21 protein-coding genes and 3 pseudogenes are annotated in these 22,326 nt (G+C 73.4%); 13 read left to right on the top strand and 11 right to left on the bottom strand.

Translation table 11 applies throughout. From position 1 onward, the window contains the following. Nucleotides 1-189 precede the first annotated feature (189 nt). The 4 genes from ACLQ25_RS13725 to ACLQ25_RS13710 form a co-directional block, all read right to left on the bottom strand. Nucleotides 190-1,272, bottom strand: a complete 1,083-nt coding sequence (locus ACLQ25_RS13725; protein WP_425731249.1) for a polyprenyl synthetase family protein — start codon at nt 1,270-1,272, stop codon at nt 190-192. Between the two features lie 9 nt (nt 1,273-1,281). Then, nucleotides 1,282-1,683, bottom strand: a complete 402-nt coding sequence (locus tag ACLQ25_RS13720) for a helix-turn-helix domain-containing protein (protein ID WP_425731248.1) — start codon at nt 1,681-1,683, stop codon at nt 1,282-1,284. Nucleotides 1,684-1,991: 308 nt separating this feature from the next. After that, complete coding sequence (locus ACLQ25_RS13715; RefSeq protein WP_425731247.1) at nt 1,992-2,189, bottom strand: DUF397 domain-containing protein; 198 nt, start codon at nt 2,187-2,189, stop codon at nt 1,992-1,994. After that, on the bottom strand, nt 2,180-2,953 hold the full coding sequence (locus ACLQ25_RS13710; RefSeq protein WP_425731246.1) for a DUF5753 domain-containing protein: 774 nt from the start codon (nt 2,951-2,953) through the stop codon (nt 2,180-2,182). The genes ACLQ25_RS13715 and ACLQ25_RS13710 overlap by 10 nt, the downstream gene beginning before the upstream one ends. Nucleotides 2,954-3,398: 445 nt before the next feature. Here ACLQ25_RS13710 and ACLQ25_RS13705 point away from each other — a divergent pair, with 445 nt between their 5' ends. Next, nucleotides 3,399-3,656 carry a hypothetical protein gene (locus ACLQ25_RS13705; protein ID WP_425731245.1) on the top strand — a complete coding sequence of 86 codons (258 nt, stop codon included), beginning with the start codon at nt 3,399-3,401 and terminating at the stop codon, nt 3,654-3,656. Nucleotides 3,657-3,699: 43 nt separating this feature from the next. On the opposite strand, the gene ACLQ25_RS13700 is transcribed toward ACLQ25_RS13705, so the two are convergent. Then, entirely contained in the window at nt 3,700-3,855 is a 156-nt protein-coding gene (locus ACLQ25_RS13700) for a hypothetical protein (protein WP_425731244.1), read from the bottom strand. 27 nt (nt 3,856-3,882) lie between these two features. Here ACLQ25_RS13700 and metF point away from each other — a divergent pair, with 27 nt between their 5' ends. Then, nucleotides 3,883-4,800, top strand: a complete 918-nt coding sequence (gene metF, locus ACLQ25_RS13695; protein ID WP_355049438.1) for a methylenetetrahydrofolate reductase [NAD(P)H] — start codon at nt 3,883-3,885, stop codon at nt 4,798-4,800. Between the two features lie 21 nt (nt 4,801-4,821). Beyond that, the gene (locus ACLQ25_RS13690) at nt 4,822-5,535 is read left to right on the top strand and encodes a CDP-alcohol phosphatidyltransferase family protein (protein ID WP_396799170.1); all 714 of its coding nucleotides are present in this window, start codon (nt 4,822-4,824) and stop codon (nt 5,533-5,535) included. Nucleotides 5,536-5,633: 98 nt separating this feature from the next. On the opposite strand, the gene ACLQ25_RS13685 is transcribed toward ACLQ25_RS13690, so the two are convergent. The 6 genes from ACLQ25_RS13685 to ACLQ25_RS13660 all read right to left on the bottom strand — a co-directional run bounded on the left by ACLQ25_RS13685 (nt 5,634) and on the right by ACLQ25_RS13660 (nt 10,972). Next, nucleotides 5,634-7,121, bottom strand: a complete 1,488-nt coding sequence (locus tag ACLQ25_RS13685; protein ID WP_425731243.1) for a phytoene desaturase family protein — start codon at nt 7,119-7,121, stop codon at nt 5,634-5,636. Nucleotides 7,122-7,133: 12 nt separating this feature from the next. Continuing rightward, a complete protein-coding gene (locus ACLQ25_RS13680) occupies nt 7,134-8,258 on the bottom strand; it encodes a glycosyltransferase (protein WP_425731242.1) in 1,125 nt (374 codons plus the stop codon). Continuing rightward, nucleotides 8,255-9,103: a carotenoid biosynthesis protein gene (locus ACLQ25_RS13675; protein ID WP_425731241.1), complete on the bottom strand. Its 849-nt coding sequence runs from the start codon at nt 9,101-9,103 to the stop codon at nt 8,255-8,257. The genes ACLQ25_RS13680 and ACLQ25_RS13675 overlap by 4 nt, the downstream gene beginning before the upstream one ends. Continuing rightward, a complete protein-coding gene (locus tag ACLQ25_RS13670; RefSeq protein WP_355049443.1) occupies nt 9,100-9,651 on the bottom strand; it encodes a GNAT family N-acetyltransferase in 552 nt (183 codons plus the stop codon). The genes ACLQ25_RS13675 and ACLQ25_RS13670 overlap by 4 nt, the downstream gene beginning before the upstream one ends. Further along, nucleotides 9,648-10,418: a monooxygenase gene (locus ACLQ25_RS13665; RefSeq protein WP_425731240.1), complete on the bottom strand. Its 771-nt coding sequence runs from the start codon at nt 10,416-10,418 to the stop codon at nt 9,648-9,650. The genes ACLQ25_RS13670 and ACLQ25_RS13665 overlap by 4 nt, the downstream gene beginning before the upstream one ends. A 65-nt stretch (nt 10,419-10,483) precedes the next feature. Then, on the bottom strand, nt 10,484-10,972 hold the full coding sequence (locus tag ACLQ25_RS13660; RefSeq protein WP_425731239.1) for a YbaK/EbsC family protein: 489 nt from the start codon (nt 10,970-10,972) through the stop codon (nt 10,484-10,486). A gap of 453 nt (nt 10,973-11,425) precedes the next feature. Here ACLQ25_RS13660 and ACLQ25_RS13655 point away from each other — a divergent pair, with 453 nt between their 5' ends. The 10 genes and pseudogenes from ACLQ25_RS13655 to ACLQ25_RS13610 all read left to right on the top strand — a co-directional run bounded on the left by ACLQ25_RS13655 (nt 11,426) and on the right by ACLQ25_RS13610 (nt 22,087). Next, the gene (locus ACLQ25_RS13655) at nt 11,426-11,875 is read left to right on the top strand and encodes an SAV_6107 family HEPN domain-containing protein (RefSeq protein WP_234589090.1); all 450 of its coding nucleotides are present in this window, start codon (nt 11,426-11,428) and stop codon (nt 11,873-11,875) included. 96 nt (nt 11,876-11,971) lie between these two features. Further along, complete coding sequence (locus ACLQ25_RS13650; RefSeq protein ID WP_425731238.1) at nt 11,972-12,697, top strand: hypothetical protein; 726 nt, start codon at nt 11,972-11,974, stop codon at nt 12,695-12,697. Then, nucleotides 12,694-13,941, top strand: a pseudogene (locus ACLQ25_RS13645) (DNA polymerase Y family protein); the annotation flags it as partial. The gene ACLQ25_RS13650 and the pseudogene ACLQ25_RS13645, both read left to right, overlap by 4 nt. Nucleotides 13,942-14,133: 192 nt before the next feature. Further along, nucleotides 14,134-14,466, top strand: a pseudogene (locus tag ACLQ25_RS13640) (DNA polymerase Y family protein); the annotation flags it as partial. 123 nt (nt 14,467-14,589) lie between these two features. Next, nucleotides 14,590-17,955, top strand: coding sequence for an error-prone DNA polymerase (locus tag ACLQ25_RS13635; protein ID WP_425731237.1), 3,366 nt, complete (start codon nt 14,590-14,592; stop codon nt 17,953-17,955). A gap of 93 nt (nt 17,956-18,048) precedes the next feature. Then, nucleotides 18,049-18,228: a hypothetical protein gene (locus ACLQ25_RS13630; RefSeq protein WP_425731255.1), complete on the top strand. Its 180-nt coding sequence runs from the start codon at nt 18,049-18,051 to the stop codon at nt 18,226-18,228. Next, nucleotides 18,225-18,995: a methyltransferase domain-containing protein gene (locus tag ACLQ25_RS13625; protein WP_425731254.1), complete on the top strand. Its 771-nt coding sequence runs from the start codon at nt 18,225-18,227 to the stop codon at nt 18,993-18,995. Before ACLQ25_RS13630 ends, ACLQ25_RS13625 begins: the two co-directional genes overlap by 4 nt. Before the next feature lie 9 nt (nt 18,996-19,004). Continuing rightward, a pseudogene (locus ACLQ25_RS13620) lies at nt 19,005-20,251 on the top strand (alkaline phosphatase family protein); the annotation flags it as partial. Between the two features lie 62 nt (nt 20,252-20,313). Next, nucleotides 20,314-21,573: a DNA polymerase IV gene (locus ACLQ25_RS13615; RefSeq protein ID WP_425731236.1), complete on the top strand. Its 1,260-nt coding sequence runs from the start codon at nt 20,314-20,316 to the stop codon at nt 21,571-21,573. Between the two features lie 115 nt (nt 21,574-21,688). Next, nucleotides 21,689-22,087, top strand: coding sequence for a DUF3040 domain-containing protein (locus ACLQ25_RS13610; RefSeq protein ID WP_007463044.1), 399 nt, complete (start codon nt 21,689-21,691; stop codon nt 22,085-22,087). Nucleotides 22,088-22,326: the final 239 nt, after the last annotated feature.

Raw genomic sequence — 22,326 nt, 5'->3', positions numbered from 1 at the left:
AACGACGTCAGCGAGCGACCAACACGATTTTCAGCCCGGAACGGGCCACCTCGCCAGAGGCGACAAGGACTAACCCCTCCCTATTTCGTTGATCATGAAGTTGTTGCCGGCCGGCGCGGCGTGTCGCGGCAATAACTTCGTGATCAACCCGGCGAAAGGGCGGGCGCGCGCGGGGGAGGGGGTGGGGGGTTAGTCGGCTCGGCGGGTGGCGGCTATGGCCAGGTCTACCAGGGCCTGGCGGGCTTCGGTGTCCAGATCGACGGCGGCGAGGGCGGCCAGGGCCGTGTCGGTGAGCGTCACGATGCGCTGTTCGGTGCGGGTCAGGGCCCCGCTCGCCTGGATCAGCTCGCGCAGGCGGGCCACACCCTGCTCGTCCAGGTCCGGGTTGCCGAGCTGACCGAGCAGCAGCTCCCGGCCCGCGTCGTCGGTGGTCTCCACGGCCGCCGCCACCAGATAGGTGCGCTTGCCCTCGCGCAGGTCGTCCCCGGCCGGTTTGCCGGTCTGCGCCGGGTCGCCGAAGACCCCCAGCACGTCATCGCGGAGCTGGAACGCCTCACCCAACGGCAACCCGTACGCCGAGTAGGTCGTCCGGATCTCCTCGCCCGCGTCGGCCAGCGCGGCGCCGAGCAGCAGCGGACGCTCGACGGTGTACTTCGCCGACTTGTACCGGGCCACCTTGCCGGCCCGCTCCAGCGAGGTGTCCCCGGTGGCCTGGGTCAGCACGTCGAGGTACTGCCCGACGGTGACCTCGGTGCGCATCTCGTCGAAGACCGGCCGGGCCCGGGCCAGCGCCCGCAGGTCCAGACCGGCGGAGTGCAGCAGCTCGTCGGACCACACCAGGCACAGGTCGCCGAGCAGGATCGCGGCGGCGTCGCCGAACCCGTCCGCGTCGCCACCCCAGCCGGCCGCCCGGTGCCGACTGGCGAACCGCCGGTGCACCGCCGGTTCGCCCCGCCGGGTGTCGGAACGGTCCATCAGGTCGTCGTGGATCAGGGCGCTGGCCTGCACGAACTCCAGCGCCGCGAGCGCGGTGAGCACCTCGTCGCCGTCCACCCCGCCCGCGCCTCGGAATCCCCAGTACGCGAACGCCGGGCGTAGGCGCTTGCCGCCACCGAGCACGAACGCCTCGATCGCCTCCGCCACCGGAACGAGGGCCTGGTCAACCAGGGTCAACCGGGTCCGCTGGCCGGCCAGGAACTCGGTGAGCGCCTCGTCGACCCGCTGCCGCAGGCCGGCGCGGTCGACGGGGGACACGGGAGCAGCATGGGTCACGCCACGACGCTAGCGGTTCGCCGCGGCCCGCGCCCCACCGCCACGCGTAGTCCCGCCGGGCCGCGGGCGGGCACGACCCCCACCGGCCCGCCCGGCCGGCCGCGCAGCCGGCGCGCCGCGCCGGCCCGACCCACCGACCGCTGACGGTCCGGTCCGCCGGGTGCGCGCGGCCGCCTCGGCGAGCACCATCGGCGGTACGTCCAGCACGACGGCGAGCCAGCCGAGCCAGAACCCGCCGGGTACGCGTCGCTGCCGCTCCCACCGGGACACCTCGTGGCGGCTCAACGTGGCGACGCCCGCCGCGGCGCACAACTCGGCGGCGGCCCGCCGCTGACTCCACCCCCGGGCCAGCCGATGCCGGACCAGCAGGGGCCCGAGCTGCGTGCGGTACGGCGGTGCGGGCGAGATCATGGGTCCTCCCGGCGGGACGTCGACGCGGTGACGCCCACCCGCGCGGAACGGCCCGGGCACACCTCGGCTGCGTGACCCCCGCGCCGGAACCGGCCGCCCCCACCGCCCCTTCCGCGCCCCCCATTCCTACCCCCGGGGTACGACGACTTCCCCTGCCGGAACCCCGCGAGCAGGCCAACGTAGGTCTGGTCGATAGTCGAGGATTCTCCTCCAAGAAATAAGGTCCTCTATCCATTGGGTAGAGGACCTTATTTGTCTGAAATTGCCGGCACGAACATCCTTTGAGGGGTTTTCCCTCCGCGACGCAGTCAGCTCAGGGCATCGGTCTTGACGATTGCAACGAAGGCTTGCCACTGGTTCCGGCCGACAACCAGCGCTGGCCCGTGCTGGTCCTTGCTGTCCCGGATGGCAACGATTTCCGGGAGGTTGCCAGCAACCTCAACGCACGCCCCGCCGTTGTTGCCACTCTTCGTGCTCTTGCGCCACTGTGCGCTGGTCAGGTCCATGATGCTGCCGCTTCCCTGATGAGGTTGAGAGACTGCGCTCGGGGGAGCGCTTCGCCAACTATGCGCGACCACCGTCCCTCCAGGGTAGCGACTTCCGCTCGATCCTCGATGATCTGCGCTCGGACCTGCCCGTCGATGTGGGCTGCCCGGGTTCCATCCGGCAGCTCGGCCATGATGAAGGGCCCACCCAGCCCCGGGTGCATCGGCGTACCCAACGGGACGACATGAACCCGCACGCAGGACAGCTCGGCGCAGGCAATGATGTGCTCGCACTGAGCACGCATCAGACTGCCGTCATCCTTGGCGCTGGCTGGACGGCGAAGGACTGCTTCGTCCATGACTGCCACCAGCAACGGAGGCCGTGAGCGGTGAAGGATTGACTGCCGTTCAATGCGAGCTGAGGCGAATGCGTCTATCTCCTCCGGAGTCAGTGACTCCATCTCCAGCGTGGCCCTGGCATACGCCTCCGTCTGCAACAGCCCTGGGACCCACGCCAGCTCGAACCATCGAAGCCCCAGCGCCTCCCGCTCAAGGTCGACCCATTGACGGAACCAAGATGGCTCGCGTCTCTTGAGTACGTCCGGCCAAAGGTCCTTTACGTCCCTGCCGAGAATCGCTGCTACTCGTGAGCGTGCTACCGGTCGAGGGATGCGCCCACGGCTCACCCATCGCTGTGCCGTCTTGGGGTCTACACCGGTCTGGGCTGCGAGACTCTCAGCAGTCTCGCCAGCCTCGGTCATCGCTGCAATGAGTCCATGGTTCACAGCCGCTCTCCTCATTGGACGTCCGTGACGCTCAATGAACATACATCAACGCTGTGTAGGGGTCCCGTCGCCATTCGGCATCGTGCAGGAAACGACGATGCGGAGGACAGATGCGCCGTTGGAAGTGGTTCCAGAGGCCAGGCAGGCCCATAGACGTTGTTCAGCGGACGAGCTCCCCCGGGCAGGTAGGTGCGTGCCGCACCGCTGGGGCACTCGGGCGGAGTGAGACGAAGCGCCAAGCCGCGAAGCGTCGCAACCAGCAGGCCAGCCGTCATGATGCGTGAGGAGCCTCGACCGGAACCCCCGTTCCTCGTGATCATGGCCAGCTACGTGATCGACTTTCACCACCGCAACGTCTGCTCGAAGTGCGGGCCGGACGGTTCGTGCCCTCGGCTGGTGGAGGCCAGCGCTCACCTGAAGAGTTGGCGGGAGAGGAGGAATGTCGATGAAGCCCAATCCGGGTGACATTCTGCTTCTCACCAAGGAGGCAAGCGTTCAGTTCACAAGGCCAATTACGTTCAGGGTGATCGGGGTCGTGACGGACTGGATTACCTATGACGGTTGGGTTTGGTTGGATGGTTATAAGCTTGACAAAAAGGGCGACGCAGTGGAAAAGCGGCGGATCTTTGTCCGGTTGGCAGGCTTGCGGGTTCTTGTGGCAGCGGTAGGCGACGGAAGGATCAAGCGTCCACAACGACGATGAACCACACGCGTCGGTGAGCGCGTGGTCGAGGTGGCGCACATCGTCAGGCGCGCATCTGGTTGATCTGGACTACTGGATCGACCTCACCTGAGCCGTACTCCCGATCCTCCCGGCCGCTCGCTCGTTGCTTGCTCACCATGACACGCGGCCCGCCGGGAGCGGACGACTCGTCCACGACGGTGGGAAGCTTCTGGGTCACGGTGGCGCCGCCCGCTAGAGTCGGGTCGTGGCGCTCGGTCTTCCCTCGGTACTCCCCAATCCGCAGCCGGCGATCGGGGCGCTCATCCGTGACCGGCAGCCGACGTTCTCGTTCGAGTTCTTCCCGCCCAAGACCGAGGCGGGGGAGCGGCTGCTCTGGCAGGCGATCCGCGAGCTGGAGTCGCTGCGTCCGTCGTTCGTGTCGATCACCTACGGCGCGGGCGGTTCGACCAGGGACACCACCGTGGCGGTGACGGAGCGGATCGCCACCGACACCACCCTGCTGCCGATGGCCCACCTGACCGCCGTCAACCACTCCGTGGCCGAGCTGCGACACGTCATCGGGCGGCTTGCCGGCGTCGGGGTGCGCAACGTGCTGGCCGTACGCGGCGACCCGCCCGGCAACCCGGGCGGCGAGTGGGTCCGGCATCCCGAGGGCGTCGACTACGCCGAGGACCTGGTCCGGCTGGTCCGTGACTCCGGCGACTTCAGCGTCGGCGTGGCGGCCTTCCCGTACAAGCACCCCCGTTCACCCGACGTGGCCAGCGACACCGCGCAGTTCGTCCGCAAGTGCCGGGCCGGCGCCGAGTTCGCGATCACCCAGATGTTCTTCGAGGCCGACGACTACCTGCGCCTGCGTGACCGGGTGGCCGCCGCCGGCTGCGCCACCCCGATCCTGGCCGGGGTGATGCCGGTGACCCAGATCGGCACCATCGAGCGGTCGGTGCAGCTCTCCGGGGCGCCCTTCCCGCCCGCGCTGGCGGCGCGTTTCGAGCGGGTGGCCGACGATCCGGAGGCGGTGCGCCAGCTCGGCATCGAGCAGGCCAGCGAGATGTGTCGCCGGCTGCTGGACGAGGGCGTCCCCGGAATCCACTTCATCACCCTGAACCGGTCCACCGCCACGCGGGAGGTCTGGCAGAACCTCAAGGCCGGCGCGCGGGTGTGAACAGGGAGTCGGCGACACCTGATGCCCGGCACGACGGTTGATCCCCAGGTGGGCACACAGCTGAACTGGGACCAGTACGCCACGGCGTGGGCGCGGCTGCACGGCGGGTTCGACCCACGGGTCGCCGCGCCGGTGGTACGCGCCTGGCTGCGGTTCGCCTACCACGTCGGGTACGTGCTGGGCCGGCTGCGGGTCGGCCCCACCCCGGTCACCGTCGTCGGGGTGCTGCTCTGCTTCTGCGTACCGTTGCTGGCGACCCGGCCGGGCGACGGCCCGTTCCTCGGCGCGTTGTTCGTGCTGCTCGCCGCCGTGGCCGACAGTGTGGACGGCGCCGTCGCCGTCGCCACCGACCGCACCACCCGGCTGGGCTACGTCTACGACTCGCTGGCCGACCGGCTCGGCGAGGTGGCCTGGCTGCTGGCGTTCTGGCTGGTCGGCGCGCCGGGCGGGCTGGTCGTCGCGGCCGGTGCGCTGTCCTGGCTGCACGAGTACGTCCGGGCCCGCGCGGCCCTGGCCGGCATGCGTGAGATCGGCGCGGTGACCGTCGGCGAACGACCCACCCGGGTCTCGGTCGCGCTGGCGGGTCTGGTGGTCGCCGGGCTGGCCGGTCTGATCGAGCCGGACCTGGCCGCCGGCACCATCACCATGGCGACCGCGGTCTGGGTGCTGCTCGCCGGCTTTGGGCTGGGGCAGTTGCTCTCCACCGTCCGCCGCGCGCTCCTCGACGCCGGCTGACCGACCATGCCGCTGACCGACCACGCCGCTGAACGACCACGCCGGCTGACCGACCACGCCGCTGACCGACCACGCCGGCTGAGCAGCGTCCCACCCGGCTACCAGGCGGGGCCGATCTCCTCGGCGACGATCTGCGCGGAGAGGGTCACCATCGGCAGCCCGCCGCCGGGGTGGCTGGAGCCGCCCACCAGCCACAGTCCGTGCGCCGGGCCCCGGTTGGCCGGGCGGAGCAGACCGCCGGCGGTGCCGTAGATCGCGCCGCCCGGCGCCCCGGTCGCGGTGTCCAGGTCGGCCGGAGTGCGCACCTCACGGAACAGCAGCCGGTCCCGCACGTCCACGCCGCGCTCGGCCAGAACGTCCAGGATCCGGTCGGCGTACGCGTCGGCGAGCCCTGGGCGTCGCCAGTCGACCGCCCCACCGGCGACACCCTGCCGGGCAGCGTTGACCAGCACGAACCACGCTTCGTGCCCGGCCGGTCGGGTCATCGGGTCGTCGGCCACGGTGACGAACACCGTCGGGTCGGCCGCTGGCCGGGCCCGTACGCCCCGACCCGGGTCGCCGAAGACCGCGTCGAACTCGGCGTCGTAGTCGCGCGGGAAGAAGACGTTGTGGTGGGCCAGCCCGGAGTCGCCGGAGACGCCGAGCAGCAGCACGAAACCGGCGAGGCTGCGGTCGGCCAGGCCGGCCAGCCGACGCGGGTGCGGCAACAGGTCACGGTAGACGGTGAGGGCGTCCACGTTGGCCACCACCACGTCGGCGGGCACCGGCGCGGCGACACCGGCGAGGCGTACCCCGTGCACCCGGCCGCCGGTCGCGTCGATCCGGGTGACCCGGGTGTCGGTCTGCACGACCACGCCGAGGTCCAGGCAGCGGGTCAGCAGCGCGTCGGCGAGCGTGCCCAGCCCGCCGCGCAGGTACCAACCGCCGAAGGCCAGCTCGGCGTAGGGCACCGCGACCAGCGCCGCCGGCGCCCGGCGTGGGTCGGCGCCGGTGTAGGTGGCGTACCGGTCCAGCAGCATCCGCAGCCGCGGGTCGGACAGGTGCCGGCGGCCCAGCCCGCGCAGGCTGCGGCCCGGCGCGATGGCGGCCAGGTCGCCCAGCCGCCAGGCCAGCGACGCGAGGTCGCGGGGGGAGTCGACGGTACGGCGCAGGATGTCCCGCGAGGACGCCTCCCACACCCGCGCGGCCCGGCGCCACAGCCGCTGCCAGTCGGCCGCCGCCCGGTCACCGAGGGCGGCCCCGATCCGGGTGGCGAACTCCGTCGGGTCGGCGCACGAGTCCAGGGTCGGGCCGCCGCCGGGAAAGACGTGCCGGACGATCGGGTCCAGCGGGACCAGGTCCAGGTACTCGTCGAGCTTCGCCCCGGTCGCCTCGAACAGATCGTGGAAGACCTCGGGCAGCGTGAGCAGGCTCGGTCCGGTGTCGAAGTGGAACGACCCGGCCGGGGTGTCGTGCGCGTACCGGCCGAGCTTGCCGCCGACCGTGTCGGCCGCCTCGAAGACGGTCACCTGGTGCCCGGTGGCGGCCAGCCGGGCGGCGGTGGCGAGGCCACCCACCCCGGCGCCGACGACCACGATCCGCGCCATGCCGTGCCCTCCCTAGCTGACCGGACGGCCCCGCCAGGTGAGGCGGCGTCGCTTCCGCAGATGGTACGACCGCAGGGTCAACCAGCCGAGGACCACGACCGACACGGGGTGTGCGAGCGCGTCGGGCCACCACCGGCCGCCGGTCGCGCGGGCGGTGAGCACCCGCCCGGCCACCCCCAGCAGATATGCGATGAGCGCAACCATTGACACCCGGGGAGCAGTCCAGGCGAACCCCAGCGCGACCAGCGGCGGGGCGGTGTAGAGCAGCAGCAGCGCCGCCACCACGGCCGCCGCCGCGCCCGGGTGCCCGAACGACGCCCACAGCGACTTCGAGTACCCGTCGCGCAGTTGCGGCCAGTCGTCGTACATCCGGCAGGTGGCCAGCCGCGAGCCGTCGGCCAGGGCGATCCGACCACCGGCCCGCTTGACCGCGCGGGCCAGCTCGACGTCCTCCAGGATCTTGTCGGCGACCGCGGCGTGCCCGCCGGCGGCGGTGTAACCGGCCCGGTCCACCACCAGGAACTGGCCGCCCGCCGCGGCCAGCGACGGCCGCGGCGAGCGTTCCATCGCGCGCAGCGGCAGGAAGGTCAGCCAGAGCCACTGCAACAACGGCTGGACCAGCCGGTCCGCCGCCGTCGCCACCACAATTCGGGGGTACGGCGACAGCAACGTCGCGCGGGCGGCGCGCAGCTCGGTGACGGCGGCTGCGACGGCGTGCGGGGCGAGCACCACGTCGGCGTCGACGAAGACCAGCGCGGTGGCCTCCGGGGCGGCCCGGGTGGCGAGCTGCCAGCAGGCGTGCGGTTTGCCCAGCCAGCCCGGTGGCGGGGCGACCCCGGTGAGCACGGTGACCCGGGGATCGTCGCCGGCCACCGCGCGGACCACGTCGGCGGTGCCGTCGGTGGACCCGTCGTCGAGGATGACGACGCGCAGCCCGGGAACGCCGCGCTGGGCGAGCAGGGCGCGCAGGCAGGGCGTGACGCGGGTGGCCTCGTCGCGCAGCGGCAGCAGCACGGCCACCGACTCGCCGACCTCGTCCGGTGCGTCGGTGGGCCGGCGCAGCCAGCGGGTGGCGTTGACCCAGGTGTGCGCGGTCAACGCGGCGACGGCGACCAGCAGGACGGACAGGACGGTCATCGGGTCGCGTCGACGCCGGTGCGGTCCGGCCGGTGATCCTCCTGGCGGGTCTCGCCGTGCCGGCGGGCACGCAGCAGCGTCACCGTCAGCGGCACGGCGGTGACCCCCATGCCGGCGGCGCCCCAGAGCGCCGAGGCGGGCAGGTCCAGAAAGACGGCGTGGGCCAGGATGCTGGAGAAGTACGTCCACAGGTAGAGCGCGACCATCGGGTGGTCCCGCCGGTCGGTGCGTTCGGCGGTCGGACCGGCCAGCGGGCGCAGCGCGCTCATCAGCAGCACGGCGAAGAGCAGCCAGCCCAGGTAGTTGCTGACCGGGATGCCGGTCAGGCCGGGCAACGCGGGGGTGGCGTCGCGCCAGACCCAGTAGCCTTCGGCGACCATCTGCGGGTCGAGGAAGAGGTCCCAGGCGGCCAGCCCCAGCGTGGCCAGCGCGATCCTGCCCACCCACCGCCCGGCCGTCGTGCCACCACCTGCCGTGCCGCCGCCGGTCAGGCGGACCGCGGCCAGCCAGGCCGGCCAGGCCATCCAGGTCCACGCCAGCGGGATGATCAACGGCACCCCGGCCAGCTTGGGACCCAGCTCACCCGAGTAGTCGTAGCTGCCGAACGGCACACCGGTGGCCACCCCGATCGCCTCGATCGCGAACCCACCGCCGGTGGCCACCGCGACCAGCGCCGCCGCCACCCGGGGGCCCCGACTGAGCAGCGCGTGACCGACCGAGAGCAGCCAGCCGAGCACGACGGTGGCCACGGTCAGCCCGGCCCGGGTCGTGCCGGTGGTCAGCGGGTAGCAGATCTGGGCGAACACCAGGACGCCGAGCAGCGTCCAGGAGATCCGTCGGGTCATGACGCGGGGGGATCGAGCGGCAGGTCCCGACCGAGTACGCCGAACGGCCGCTCGTCACCCGGAAAGTGGAAGTCGCGCAACACGTCGACGAAGCCGAAGCGCCGGTACAGCCGCCAGGCCCGCGAGGTCTGCTCCTCCGCCTCCGGGGTGGACAGCAGCGTGGTGTCGCCCTCGGCCATCGTGAGCAGCGCCCGCAACTGGCCGGCGCCCAGGCCGTGCCCCTGCGCGGGCGGGCGGACGTGCAGCTCGACCACCTCGAAGCAGTGGGTGAGCCAGCGCTTGCGGGTCGGGCCGTCCAGCGCCCGGTGCACCTGGTCGTGCCACCACTGGCCGGCGCTGCCCAGATAGCCGTACCCGAAGCCGGCGAGGTGACCCTCGCTGGTCAGGCTGGCCACGGCCCGGAACCCCGGCCGGCGCACGTGGGTGGCGATGTAGCCGCGCCGGGCCTCCAACAGATCGGTGCGGTAACCCATCGCCTCGCCGTAGACGGCCACCACATCGTCCAGTCGTCGGACGAGGTCGTCCGGCGTCCAGCGCACCAACCTCATGCCCGTCCACCCTTCACTGTCGCCTGGTCGCCGTCGGCGACCCACCCGAGGACCGTCCGGTCGCCGACCACGTCGCGTATCTCGAACCGGGCGAACAGCTCCTCGGCGTACCAACCCGCGGTGGGGGTTCGCATGATCGCCGCCCGATGCTCCGGGTGACGGTACGCGAACGCCACCAGGTCCGTCGGGTCGCGCCACACGCTGACCGTGCCCTGCCAGCCCAACGGGGCCTCGCCCACGCCGAACCGGGCGAGCAACCCCGGCGCGTCCCGCAGGGCCGCCGCCACCGGCGGGATAGCCCGCCAGAAGGTGGCCGCCCGACGTGCCCGCAGTCGGGCCCGCGTCAACGCCAACACCGGCCCGGCCACCCGCCCGCCCGGTGGTTCGCCGAACGGCCGCTCGCCCGACCACTCGCCACGGCTGCTCAGCGGACGCAGGTCGACCCGGACCTGCGCCTGGGCGATGCGCGCCCAGGCCCGCCCGACCGGCGAGTCGTCGAAGCCGGCCGCCGCGGCGGGGGAGTCCCAGACGGTCAGCGCCGCCCACCTGGTGAGGTCGGCGTCACCAGGGCCGAAGCCGGTGCCCGTCCCGGTGCCCAGCAGCTTGCCGAACCGGACGCCGGGCAGGGCGCGCAGCCGACGCGGATCCACCGCCATCCGGGTCAGCGCCCGGGGCAGCGCGCTCCGGGCGATCCGCCACACGTGCAGGGTGACCAGCTCCGGTACGTCGCTGCTGTGCCGGCCGGTTCGCTCGCTCCGCTCGCTCACGCCACCGCTTCGCGGCGGCGCGAGCGCATCGCTGCTGTGCCGGCTGGTTCGCTCGCTCCGCTCGCTCACGCCACCTCGGCCGGGGTGCCGGCGGTGACGCGCAGCAGTTCGGCGTAGGTGGTCGGGAAGACCGCCTGCGGTACGCCGCCCGCCGCCCAGATCTGTGGGTACGTCGCCAGCGCCGTGTCCACCAGGGTGCGCAGCGCCCGAGGGTGCCCGAGCGGGGCGACCCCGCCGATCGGCTGGCCGGTGTGCTCGCGGACGAACTCCGGGGTGGCCCGGCGCAGCCGGGTGACACCGATGGACGCGGCCAGACCGGCGGTGTCCACCCGGTGCGCGCCGGAGGTGAGCACGAGCAGCGGCGCGTCGTCCGCGTCGAAGATCAGCGAGTTGGCGATCTGGCCCACCTCGACGCCGAGCGCCTCGGCGGCGGCCGCCGCGGTGTGCACCGCGTCGGGCAGGAGTCGGACCGTGCTGGGCTGACCGGCGCCGTCGAGCGCGCCGGCGCCGTCCAGCGCGTCCTGCACCGCCCGTACGTTCGGGTGTGGCTGCATCCCGTCATTCTTCCCGGTCTGGGTGCGCCGGTTCACCTCGGCACAGGTCACGGCGAGTCCTGGCGCGTCACACGTTGCATTTTCGTCGGAGGGGAGGTGTACTGTCAGCAGCAGTTAGAACGAGTGTTCGATTGCCTCGAACGTTCGTTCCAACCAGCCGGAGCGCGGCGTTTCGCGGCGCCAGTTCCGGCCGGTGCGGCTCCGCGGGCCGCACCTGGGTTTCCGGGCAGTCGCGAGCCCGGTCCCATCAGGCAGGAGCGTCGCCCGCCGCCCACGACCCCCGGGCGGCGGGCGACGAACCCGCCGGTACGCCGGCCGGGTGTGGTGTGGGGAAGCATCCACACCCGGCCGGCCACCCCCGGTGCGTCTTCCTCCGCACCCACCCGACCTCGGCGTCTCGTCGGCGGCATCACCGCCCCGACCGACGCCCCGGCCATGTGGAGGAGACAGTCCATGCCGACCAACCCGGCTCAGGCACCGACGGTGCCGGCGCACGTGCTGCCGCACCGCACCCCTGCCCAGCTCCTCACCCTGGCCCGCCGTGGGCTGGTCGAAGCCGGCCAGACCCGACCCGACGGCCTGCGCTACGCGGCCGCCCACCTGGCGGCGCTGCGCGCGGCGGCCGCCCTGCTCGCCGCCCGGGCCCGCCCCGCCCCGAGCCGGCGCAACCGGATCACCAGCGTCTGGGTCCTGCTCTGCGCCGTCGCCCCCGAGCTCGACGAGTGGGCCCGCTTCTTCGCCGCCGGGGCCAGCAAGCGAGCCGCCGCCGAGGCCGGCATCCCCCGGGTGGTCAGCGCCCGGGAGGCCGATGACCTGCTCCGCGCCGCCGAACAGTTCGTCACGGTGGTGGAGACCGCGCTCGGCGTGGCACACCAACCAGCCCTGGACGGCCTCGCGGCGTGAGACCGCCGTGACGCCGGCCGCCTGGAAGGGAAGCCGGGCGGCCGGCGTCACGGTGCGGCCTGATCTGTTCCACAGCAACGACGGGGGGTTGGTCCAATGGCGGGCCGCATGGTGGTGGGTTCCGCCGCGCTGGCCGATCTGGTACGCCCGGCGAGCGCGCCCGATCCGGTGGGCGGCCACCGCGTGCTACCGGTGACGCCTGAGCTGATCGGCCTGTTGCCCAACCGGGGTCTACGCCGGGGCAGCACGATCGCTGTCGCCGCCGGTCAGCCCCGCCGCAGTGGGGGCACCTCGCTGGTGCTCGCACTGCTGGCCGAGGCGTCCCGCGCCGGCTCGTGGTGTGCGGTGGTCGGGGTGCCGACGTTCGGCGCGGGCGCGGCGGCCGAGCTGGGCATCTCCCTGGACCGGCTCGCCCTGGTGCCGAATCCGGGTCCCGAGTGGGCCACTGTGGTCGCCGCGTTGATCGACGGGGTGGACGTCGTGGTCACCGCCGTACCGGCTGCGGTCTCCGCCTCGGTCGCCACCCGGCTGGCCGCCCGGGCCCGGCAGCGCGGCAGCGTGCTCGTCCCGTACGGCCGGTGGGACGGCGCGGACGTGACGCTGCAGGTGGTCCGCGGGGTCTGGGAAGGGCTCGGTCAGGGTCGGGGGCGGCTGCGCCGCCGGGAGGTCACCGTGTCGGCGCGCGGGCGGGGAGCAGCCGCCCGCCCCAAGGAGATCAAGGTCTGGCTCCCCGACGCCGAGCTCACCCGCGTCATTCCCCGGACGGTGCGGTCGACCGTGGGCCGATCGTCCGGGCCGCTCGCTCTGGTCGGGTCGGGGTGACCGGCTCGCCGACCCGGACCCTGCTGCTGTGGTGCCCGGACTGGCCGGTGCTCGCCGCCGAGATCGTCGACGGGGTGCCGGCCACCGGCCCGGTCACCGTACTGCACGCCAACCGGGTGGTCGCCTGCTCCGAGCGGGCCCGCGCCGAAGGCGTACGCCGAGGGCTGCGCAAGCGGGAGGCGCAGGGTCGTTGCCCGCAGCTCACCGTCGTGGACTACGACCCTGGCCGGGACGCCCGGGCGTTCGAGCCGGTGGTCGCCGCGTTGGAGGAACTGGTGGCGGGTATCGAGGTGGTCCGGCCGGGCGCCTGTGCGGTTGCCGCCCGAGGCCCGAGTCGCTACCTCGGCGGTGAGGAGGCGGCCGCCGAACGGCTCATCGAGCACGTCGCCCAGTCGTGTCTGGTGGAGAGCCAGGTGGGCATCGCCGACGGGGTGTTCGCCGCGGGGCTGGCCGCCCGCACCGGCCGGGTGGTGACGCCGGGTGGGACGCCGGCGTTCCTGGCCGGGATGCCGGTCGAGGCGCTCGGTCGGTCCGCGCTGGCTGACCTGCTGCGCCGGCTGGGGGTGCGGACCCTCGGTGACTTCGCCGCGCTACCGGCCGGCGACGTGCTGGCCCGCTTCGGGTTCGACGGCGCGCTGGCCCACCGGCTGGCCGCCGGCCGGGACCACCGCCCGCTCGCCGTCCGGCAGCCGCCGGCCGACCTGACGGTGACCGCCGGGTACGACGATCCGATCGACCGGGTCGACGCGGCAGCGTTCGCCGCTCGTGCCCTGGCCGAGCAGTTGCACGACCGGCTCGCCGGGCACGGGCTGGCCTGCACCCGACTCGGCATCGAGGCGGTTACCGAGCACGGGCAGGAGCTGCACCGGGTGTGGCGGCACGACGGTCTGCTCACCGCCGCCGCCATCGCCGACCGGGTGCGTTGGCAGCTCGACGGCTGGCTCTCCGGCAGCAACGGTCGCGCCGGCGCCCGCCCGGCCCGCCCGACGGCCGGCATCATCCGACTGCGGTTGATCCCGGACGGGGTGGTCGCCCAGGCCGGCCTGCAGACCGGCCTCTGGGGGGAGACCGGCGAGGAACGGGAGCGGGCGCACCGGGCATTGAACCGGGTTCAGGGCATCCTCGGCCCGGAGGCGGTGGTCACGGCGGTGCTCGGTGGCGGGCGTTCCCCGGCCGACCAGGTGCGCCTCGTGCCGTGGGGCGACGAGCGGCTCCCGACCCGACCCGGCCCACCGGCCGTTGCCGGCGTGGGCATGGGTGCCGGTGCCGGTGCCCGTGTGGACACCGGCGCAGGCGCAGGCGCAGGCGCGGGTGCGGGCGCAGGCATGGGCGCAGGCGCAGGCATGGGCGCGGGCGCCGGCGCGGGCGCGGGCATGCGTGCAGGTGCTGGTGGCGGTGGCGGTGGCGGTGTTGGTCCCGCGGCCGGCCGGGGTGGGGGCATTCCGCCGTGGCCGGGTCGGTTGCCGCCGCCCGCGCCCGCCGTGGTGCTGCCCAGCCCACTCGCCGCGACCGTGCACGACGCCGCCGGCGAGCCGGTGGTGATCAGCGCGCGGTTGGCGGTGAGCGCCCCGCCGGCCCGATTGGTGGTCGGCACCGGTCAGCCGGCGGAGATCGTGGGTTGGGCCGGGCCGTGGCCGGTGGACGAGCGCTGGTGGGCGCCGGCCGAGGCGCGCCGCCGGGCCCGGTTCCAGGTCAGCCTCGCCGACGGTGCCGCTCTGCTGCTCGCCGTGGAGTCGGGGCAGTGGCTGGTGGAGGCGATCTATGACTGAGCGTTCAGCCGGCCATGATCGACTCGACTTCCCGGAAGTCGGGGTGTCCCACCTCTTCGGACAGCCCGATTTCCGTGATGTCGAGTGGATCAATCCGGTTGTGGTCGGTCTGGGGGCGGCCGGATGAGTTTTCACAACCCGAAGATGCCCTGGTCGGAGCTGGAGAGCGTGCTCTCCGGCCGGGCCGGCGGCGGACGGCCACGCGCCGAGCGGCACCTGCACGTGGTGGATCCGCTCGCCGTGGACGCCGACGGCGGTGACTCGCCGGCCTGGAGTCGCCACCGCGAGCGGTACCAGCCACCGGAGCTGACCCGCCCCGACGGCGTGGTGCCCTACGCGGAGCTGCACGCGCACACCAACTTCAGCTTCCTCGACGGCGCGAGCCACCCCGAGGAGCTGGCCGAGGAGGCGGCCCGGTTGGGGCTCACCGCGCTGGCCGTCACCGACCACGACGGCTTCTACGGGGTGGTCCGCTTCGCCGAGGCGGCCCGTACGCTGGGCCTGCCGACCATCTTCGGCGCGGAGCTGTCCCTCGGGCTGCCCGGCCCGCAGAACGGCGAACCCGACCCGCACAGCGCGCACCTGCTGGTGCTGGCGCACGGCCACGAGGGGTACGCCCGGCTGGCCACCACCATCGCCCGCGCCCAACTACGGGGTGGGGAGAAGGGCCGTCCGGTCTACGGGGAGCTGGAGGAGGTCGCCGCCGAGCTGCGCGACCATGTGCTGGTGCTGACCGGCTGCCGCAAGGGGCACGTGCCGGGGGCGCTGCTCACCGAGGGGGTGGACGCGGCGGCCCGCGAGCTGGACCGGTTGACCGCGCTCTTCGGCGCGGAGACGGTGGCCGTGGAGCTGACCGACCACGGTCATCCGGTCGACGCCGACCGCAACGACGCGCTCGCCGAGCTGGCCGCCGCGGCCGGGCTGCCGACGGTGGCCAGCAACAACGTGCACTACGCCAGTCCCGGCCGGAGGCGGTTGGCCACCACGGTCGCCGCAGTGCGGGCCCGGCGCAGTCTCGACGAGATCGACGGCTGGTTGCCCGCGGCGGCCACCGCCCACCTGCGCAGCGGCGCGGAGATGGCGGCGCGGTTCGCCGCGTACCCGGGCGCGGTGGCGCGGGCCGCCGAATTCGGCGCGGAGCTGGCCTTCGACCTCCAGCTCGTCGCGCCGCAGCTACCGGCGTACCCGGTGCCGCCGGGGCACACCGAGATGAGTTGGCTGCGCAAGCTGACCGCCGACGGGGCACACGAGCGTTACGGGCCGCCGCAGGCGCACCCGGCGGCGTACGCGCAGCTCGACCACGAGCTGAACATGATCGAGGAGTTGGGCTTCCCCGGTTACTTCCTGGTGGTCTACGACATCGTCTCGTTCTGCCGCGAGCAGGACATCTACTGCCAGGGTCGGGGTTCGGCGGCCAACTCGGCGGTCTGCTACGCGCTGCGGATCACCAACGTGGACGCCGTCCGGCACCGGCTGCTCTTCGAGCGTTTCCTCGCCCCGGAGCGGGACGGTCCGCCGGACATTGACGTGGACATCGAGTCCGACCGTCGGGAGGAGGTGATCCAGCACGTCTACACCCGCTACGGCCGGGAACACGCCGCGCAGGTCGCCAACGTCATCTCCTACCGACCCCGGTCCGCGGTGCGGGATGTGGCCAAGGCGTTCGGCTTCTCACCCGGTCAGCAGGACGCCTGGAGCAAGCAGATCGACAGGTGGGGTTCGGTCGCCACGGTCGACGTCGAGGGCATCCCCGAGCAGGTGGTGGAGTACGCCAACGAGTTGCAGACGTTCCCCCGGCACCTGGGCATCCACTCCGGCGGCATGGTGATCTGTGACCGGCCGGTGATCGAGGTCTGCCCGGTGGAGTGGGGGCGGATGCCCGGCCGCAGCGTCCTGCAGTGGGACAAGGACGACTGCGCCGCCGTGGGCCTGGTGAAGTTCGACCTGCTCGGCCTGGGCATGCTCTCCGCCCTGCACTACGGCTACGACATGATCGGCCAGAGCCTCGACCTGGGCGACATGACGCTTGACGATCCCGAGGTCTACGACATGCTCTGCCGGGCCGACTCGGTCGGGGTGTTCCAGGTGGAGAGCCGCGCCCAGATGGCCACCCTGCCCCGGCTCAAGCCCCGCGAGTTCTACGACCTGGTGGTCGAGGTGGCGTTGATCCGTCCCGGCCCGATCCAGGGCGGTTCGGTGCACCCGTTCATCCGGCGTAAGAACGGTCAGGAGCCGGTGACGTACGCGCACCCGTTGATGCGTAACGCGCTGGAGAAGACCCTGGGGGTGCCGCTGTTCCAGGAGCAGTTGATGCAGCTCGCCATCGACCTGGCCGGTTTCGACGCGGCCGAGGCCGACCAGTTGCGCCGGGCGATGGGCGCGAAACGGTCGGTCGAGCGGATGACCCGCATCGCCGACCGGCTCTACGCCGGGATGGCCGAGCGGGGCATCACCGGCGAGCTGGCCGACGACGTCTACCGCAAGCTCACCGCGTTCGCCAGCTACGGCTTCCCGGAGAGCCACGCGATGAGCTTCGCCTACCTGGTGTACGCCAGCTCGTGGCTCAAGCGCTACCACCCGGCCCCGTTCCTGGCGGCGCTGCTCAACGCCCAGCCGATGGGCTTCTACTCGCCGCAGACCCTGGTCGACGACGCCCGCCGGCACGGGGTGGAGGTCCGCCGTCCGGACATCAACGCCAGCGGTGCTCTGGCGGTGCTCGAGTCCACCCCGGACACGCGATGGGGCAGCGGGCCGGGGGAGCCGCCGCACGCCTGGGGGCTGGGTGGCCCGGCCGTCCGGCTGGGGCTGTCCAGCGTACGTACCCTCGGGTCGGACGTGGCCGAGCGGATCAAGGCCGAGCGGACGGCCGGTGGGGCGTACCGTGACATGCCGGATCTGGCCCGGCGGGTCGGTCTCACCGCGACCCAGCTGGAGGCCCTGGCCACCGCGGACGCCTTCGCCTGTTTCGGGCTGACCCGGCGGGAGGCGCTGTGGGCCGCCGGCGCGGCGGCCCAGGACCGACCGGGCCGGCTGCCCGGCACGGTGACCGGCGCGGCGGCGCCCACGCTGCCCGGCATGGAGGCCGTGGATCGGCTGGTAGCCGACGTGTGGGCCACCGGGTTGTCGCCGGAGAGCCACCCGGCCCGGTTCATCCGGGGGCAGCTCGACGTGCTGGGCGCGGTGCCGATCGCCCGGCTCGGTCGGGTGGAGCCGGGCCAGCGGATCCGGGTCGGCGGCATCGTCACCCACCGGCAGCGCCCGGCGACCGCGGGTGGGGTGACCTTCCTCAACCTGGAGGACGAGACCGGGATGTTGAACGTCACCTGTTCACCGGGTCTGTGGCAGCGCTATCGGCGGGTGGCCCGCACCAGCGCCGCGCTGGTGGTCCGGGGACGACTGCAGCGCCACGAGGGAGTGACCAACCTGGTCGCCGACCGGCTGGACGCCATTGAGCCACCGGTCAGTCCCGCCTCCCGCGACTTCCGCTGAACAGTGATCCACATTACGGTTTCTGTCGCCCCGGAGCGGGAGACTCGTCCTGAGCGGGCAGAGCGGCCCGTGATCCGTGAGGGGGACTGACAAGTGATGGGTAACCACGCGTACACCGGTGGCGGAATCGCCAACGCCCGGCGGACCCGGCTGGGTACCGGCTGGATGCCGTCGCACCTCACCGACCCCCGCGAGTACGAGGTGACAAACGGTCCGGTCGCCAACGAGCGTCGATCCCGGGCTGAGGACGCGGTCGAGGGCACCCAGTCCTGACCACTAGGCTCGACCGGGTGGAGCAGACCCGAGGCCGGTTCGCCGCGCCGCCGCTGACCCCCCGTACCGCCGTGATCTGGTCGGTGCTGCGCGCCGAACTGGACCGGCGCGGCGACGCCGCGCTGACCGTGCTGGACATCGGCGGGGGCACCGGCGGCTTCGCCGTCCCGCTGGCCCGGGCCGGGCACCGCGTCACCGTCGTCGACGCCAGCCCCGACGCGCTCGCCGCGCTCACCCGCCGGGCCGCCGAGGCCGGAGTCGCCGATCGGGTCGTCGCCGTGCAGGGCGACGGCGACGCCCTCGCCGGACTGGTCGAGCCGGCCGGGGTCGACCTGGTGCTCTGCCACGCCGTCCTGGAGGTCGTCGACGACCCGGCGCCGGTGGTCGCCGCGCTGGCCACCGCGCTGCGCCCCGGCGGCGCGGCGAGCGTGCTGGTAGCCGGCCGGGCGGCGGCCGTGCTGGGCCGCGCCATGAACGGGCACCTGGACGTCGCGGCGTCGTTGGCCGCCGACCCGGCCGGCAGCGCCGGGCCGCGCGACACCCTGCGCCGCCGCTACGACGCCCCCGAGGCCGTCGCGCTGCTCACCGCCGCCGGGCTGGAGGTCGAGGACATCCACGGGGTACGCGTGCTCGCCGACCTGCTGCCGGCCGCCGTCTCCGACGGGCAGCCCGCGGCCCTGGTCGAGCTGGAACTGGCCCTGGCCGCCCAGCCCCCCTACCGGGATCTGGCCGCCCAACTGCACCTGTTCGCCCGCCGACCGGCATGACCCGTCCGGTCCGGCCCGCCGACGGGGGTACGTCGGCCGGCTCGTCCGGCCCCGAGCTGACCGCCGACGGGGGTACGCCGCCTGCCAGCGGTCCGGTGACCGGCCTCGACCCGCCGCTGGCGGTCCTCGCACCCGATCGGGCCGGCGGACGGCTCGCCGACGTGCTGCCCAGCGCGCTCGCCGTACTGGGCGTGCCCGGCTCGCCCGACCCGCTCGGCCTGACGCCCGCGCTGGCCGGGGTACGCCGGATCGCCGTCCTGCTCGTCGACGGGCTCGGCTGGTACCAGGTGCCGACCGCCGCGCCGTACGCGCCGACGCTCGCCGGGCTGGCCGCGACGGTGGGTCGGCCCCTCGTCGCCGGCTTCCCGTCCACCACCCCGACGAGCCTCGTGACGCTGGGCACCGGCGTCGCGCCCGGCGCGCACGGGGTGCTCGGCTTCACGGTGCGGGTGCCCGGCACCGACCGGGTGCTCACCCACACCGACTGGGCCGCCGACCCGTCGCCGCTGCGCTGGCAGCCGGTGCCCACCCAGCTCCAACGGGCCCGGGCCGCCGGTGTGACGACGACGGTGGTGAGCCGGCCGGAGTACGGCGGCAGCGGGTTGACCCTGGCCGCCAACCGGGGCGGCGACTTCCGGGGCGCCGCCGGCGCGGATCAGCTGGCCACCGCCATGCGTGCCGCACTGTCCGCCGGCGACGGGCCAACCCTGGTCTTCGGCTACCACCCCGACCTCGACCGGCAGGGGCACCTCAGCGGGGTCGACTCGGCGCCGTGGCGAAGCGCCGCCGCCGAGGTGGACCTGCTGCTTGCCCGGCTGGTGGACGGGCTGCCGCCGGACGCGGCGCTGCTGGTCACGGCCGACCACGGGCAACTCGACATTCCCGTCGCGCACCGCTTCGACCTGGACACCGATCCGCGGCTGCGCGACGGCCTGCGGGTGGTTGCCGGCGAGGCCCGGGTGCGCTACCTGCACACCGAGCCGGGAGCGGTGGACGACGTGGTGGCCGCCTGGTCGGCGGTGCTCGGCGACGCGGCCCGGGTGCGTACCCGCGCGGAGATGGTCGCCACCGGCTGGTTCGGGCCGGTGCCCGAGGAACACCTGGGCCGGATCGGTGACGTCGTGGTGACCTGCAACGACACGTACGCCGTCCTGGCCAGCCGCACCGAACCGCCGAAGGCGTCGAAGCTGGTCGCGTACCACGGGGCGGACACCGCCGCCGAGCTGACCGTGCCGCTGCTGGTCGTGCGGGGCTGACCGGGGCGCGGTCCGGCCAGCCGGTCGGCGCTGGTGTCGTACCTCGGGGATAACCTGCACCGATGGGCCGCAGTCAGTCGTTGCCCCGAGGCGGTGATCCGCGCTTCGGGCCGGATGCCGACGACTCCGCCAGTGGCATCCTGCACGTCGACATGGACGCGTTCTTCGCCTCGGTGGAGGTGCGCGCCCGACCCGAGCTGCGCGGCCGCGCGGTCGTGGTGGGTGGCGTGGGTCCGCGTGGCGTGGTCAGCTCGGCCAGCTACGAGGCTCGCCGCTACGGCGTGCGCAGCGCCATGCCGACCTCCCGGGCCCGGGCCCTCTGCCCGCACGCCGTCTACCTTCCGCCGAACTTCGCGGCGTACTCGGCCGCCTCGCGGGCGGTCATGCAGATCTTCCGGGACGTCACCCCGCTGGTCGAGCCGCTCTCCCTCGACGAGGCGTTCCTCGACGTCAGGGGCGCCCGCAAGCTGTTCGGCCCGCCGGCCACCATTGCCCGGCTGATCCGCCAGCGGGTCGCCGACGAGCAGGGGCTGACGTGTTCGGTCGGGGTGGCGCCGAGCAAGTTCGTGGCCAAACTCGGCTCCACCCGGGCCAAGCCCGACGGCCTGCTGGTCGTACCCGCCGGGCAGGTCCTCGACTTCCTGCACCCGCTTCCGGTGGACGCGCTCTGGGGGGTGGGGGAGCGGGCCGCCGAGACGCTGCGTCGGCTCGGTCTGGCCACCGTGGGGGACCTCGCCGAGGCCCCGGTGGGCATGCTGCGCCGAGCGGTGGGCGCGGCGTCCGCGGCGCACCTGCACGAGTTGGCGTGGGGGCGTGACCCGCGCCGGGTCAGCCCCGAACACGTCGACAAGTCGATCGGCGCCGAGGTGACCTTCGACGCCGACGTGGCAGACCCGATGGAGATCCGCCGTGCCCTGCTCGCACTCAGCGCGAAGGTCGGCGTCCGGCTGCGGAGCGCCGGCCACCTCGGGCGCACGGTGACCCTGAAGGTACGACTGGCCGACTTCCGCACCGTCAACCGCTCCCGCACCCTCGACGTACCCACCGACACGGCCCGGGAGATGTTCGACACGGTCTGGGCGCTCTACACCGCGCTGGACCCGACTGAGCGGATCCGCCTCGTCGGTGTCCGGGTGGAAGGGCTCACCTCGGCGCAGGGCGCGCCCCGGCAGCTCACCCTCGGCGCGCCCGAGCGTGGTTGGCGGGAGGCGGAAGCTGCCGCCGACGCCGCCGCTGCCCGATTCGGGCGGTCCGTCATAGGTCCGGCCAGTCTGTTAGCCGACCGTGACGCTCATCGAAAGGAAAATCCACCCCACCCGTAGGTCGTCCCGCTTTCCGACGCGCGACCCCCCTCGTAGACTTGCGGGTAAGCAGCCGGTTGGCTGCCACGGTCTGTCGGCCCGAGTGGGCCGACCAACGTGACCGGGGAGGAGTGCCGTGCCGCTCTCGGAGCACGAGCAGCGGCTGTTCGAGCAGATCGAGCGGTCGCTTGCCGAGGACCCCAAATTCGCCTCGGCCGTGCGCGCCAGCGATCCGCGCTTCCACGCGCGGCGTCGCCTGCTCGTCGCAGCCGGCGTGATCATCGCTGGCTTGGCCCTACTGGTCTATGGCGCGGTGATCAAGACTCCACCGCTGGCGGTGGCGGGCTTCGTCGTCATGCTGGCGTCGGCCGCGTTCGCGGTGCAGTCGCACCGGCGGGCGCAGTCACCCGACCTGCACGTGGTGGGTGGCACGACGAGTCGTCGTCGTCCCCGCGGTGGCCGGTCCGGTCGCCGACGGTCGATCCTGGACCGGATGGAAGACCGATGGCGGCAGCGCCCGGAGGGGCACCGCTGAGCGCGTCCCGCCGCTGAGGCGGGCCGACCACCGCGACGAGCGGGCCATCGGGACACTCCGGTGGCCGCCGTCGCTTCCCCATGCCCCGAACACCGTGCTCACCCGGGCCGCACCGGCCGTGCTCGCGCCCCGCGTCCCTCCGTGCTCGCGCCGATCTTGCAGTTTCTGTCGTCCGTATGAGTGTAATTGCCCCTATGTTGCGACAGAAAGTGCAAGATCGCTGGGGCTGGGCGGCGCCC

The sequence above is a fragment of the Micromonospora sp. DT44 genome, from assembly GCF_049841635.1.
Taxonomy (GTDB): domain Bacteria; phylum Actinomycetota; class Actinomycetes; order Mycobacteriales; family Micromonosporaceae; genus Micromonospora.
Note: the sequence above shows the minus strand (reverse complement) of the source record. Positions and strands in the feature narration are given on the sequence as shown.

Excerpts from the sequence above, each read along its gene's own strand:
- ACLQ25_RS13720 (WP_425731248.1), bottom strand. The coding sequence starts at position 1,683 with ATGATCTCGCCCGCACCGCCGTACCGCACGCAGCTCGGGCCCCTGCTG.
- ACLQ25_RS13715 (WP_425731247.1), bottom strand. The coding sequence starts at position 2,189 with ATGGACCTGACCAGCGCACAGTGGCGCAAGAGCACGAAGAGTGGCAAC.
- ACLQ25_RS13705 (WP_425731245.1), top strand. The coding sequence starts at position 3,399 with ATGAAGCCCAATCCGGGTGACATTCTGCTTCTCACCAAGGAGGCAAGC.
- ACLQ25_RS13690 (WP_396799170.1), top strand. The coding sequence starts at position 4,822 with ATGCCCGGCACGACGGTTGATCCCCAGGTGGGCACACAGCTGAACTGG.
- ACLQ25_RS13685 (WP_425731243.1), bottom strand. The coding sequence starts at position 7,121 with ATGGCGCGGATCGTGGTCGTCGGCGCCGGGGTGGGTGGCCTCGCCACC.
- ACLQ25_RS13680 (WP_425731242.1), bottom strand. The coding sequence starts at position 8,258 with ATGACCGTCCTGTCCGTCCTGCTGGTCGCCGTCGCCGCGTTGACCGCG.
- ACLQ25_RS13675 (WP_425731241.1), bottom strand. The coding sequence starts at position 9,103 with ATGACCCGACGGATCTCCTGGACGCTGCTCGGCGTCCTGGTGTTCGCC.
- ACLQ25_RS13670 (WP_355049443.1), bottom strand. The coding sequence starts at position 9,651 with ATGAGGTTGGTGCGCTGGACGCCGGACGACCTCGTCCGACGACTGGAC.
- ACLQ25_RS13660 (WP_425731239.1), bottom strand. The coding sequence starts at position 10,972 with ATGCAGCCACACCCGAACGTACGGGCGGTGCAGGACGCGCTGGACGGC.
- ACLQ25_RS13655 (WP_234589090.1), top strand. The coding sequence starts at position 11,426 with ATGCCGACCAACCCGGCTCAGGCACCGACGGTGCCGGCGCACGTGCTG.
- ACLQ25_RS13650 (WP_425731238.1), top strand. The coding sequence starts at position 11,972 with ATGGCGGGCCGCATGGTGGTGGGTTCCGCCGCGCTGGCCGATCTGGTA.
- ACLQ25_RS13635 (WP_425731237.1), top strand. The coding sequence starts at position 14,590 with ATGAGTTTTCACAACCCGAAGATGCCCTGGTCGGAGCTGGAGAGCGTG.
- ACLQ25_RS13615 (WP_425731236.1), top strand. The coding sequence starts at position 20,314 with ATGGGCCGCAGTCAGTCGTTGCCCCGAGGCGGTGATCCGCGCTTCGGG.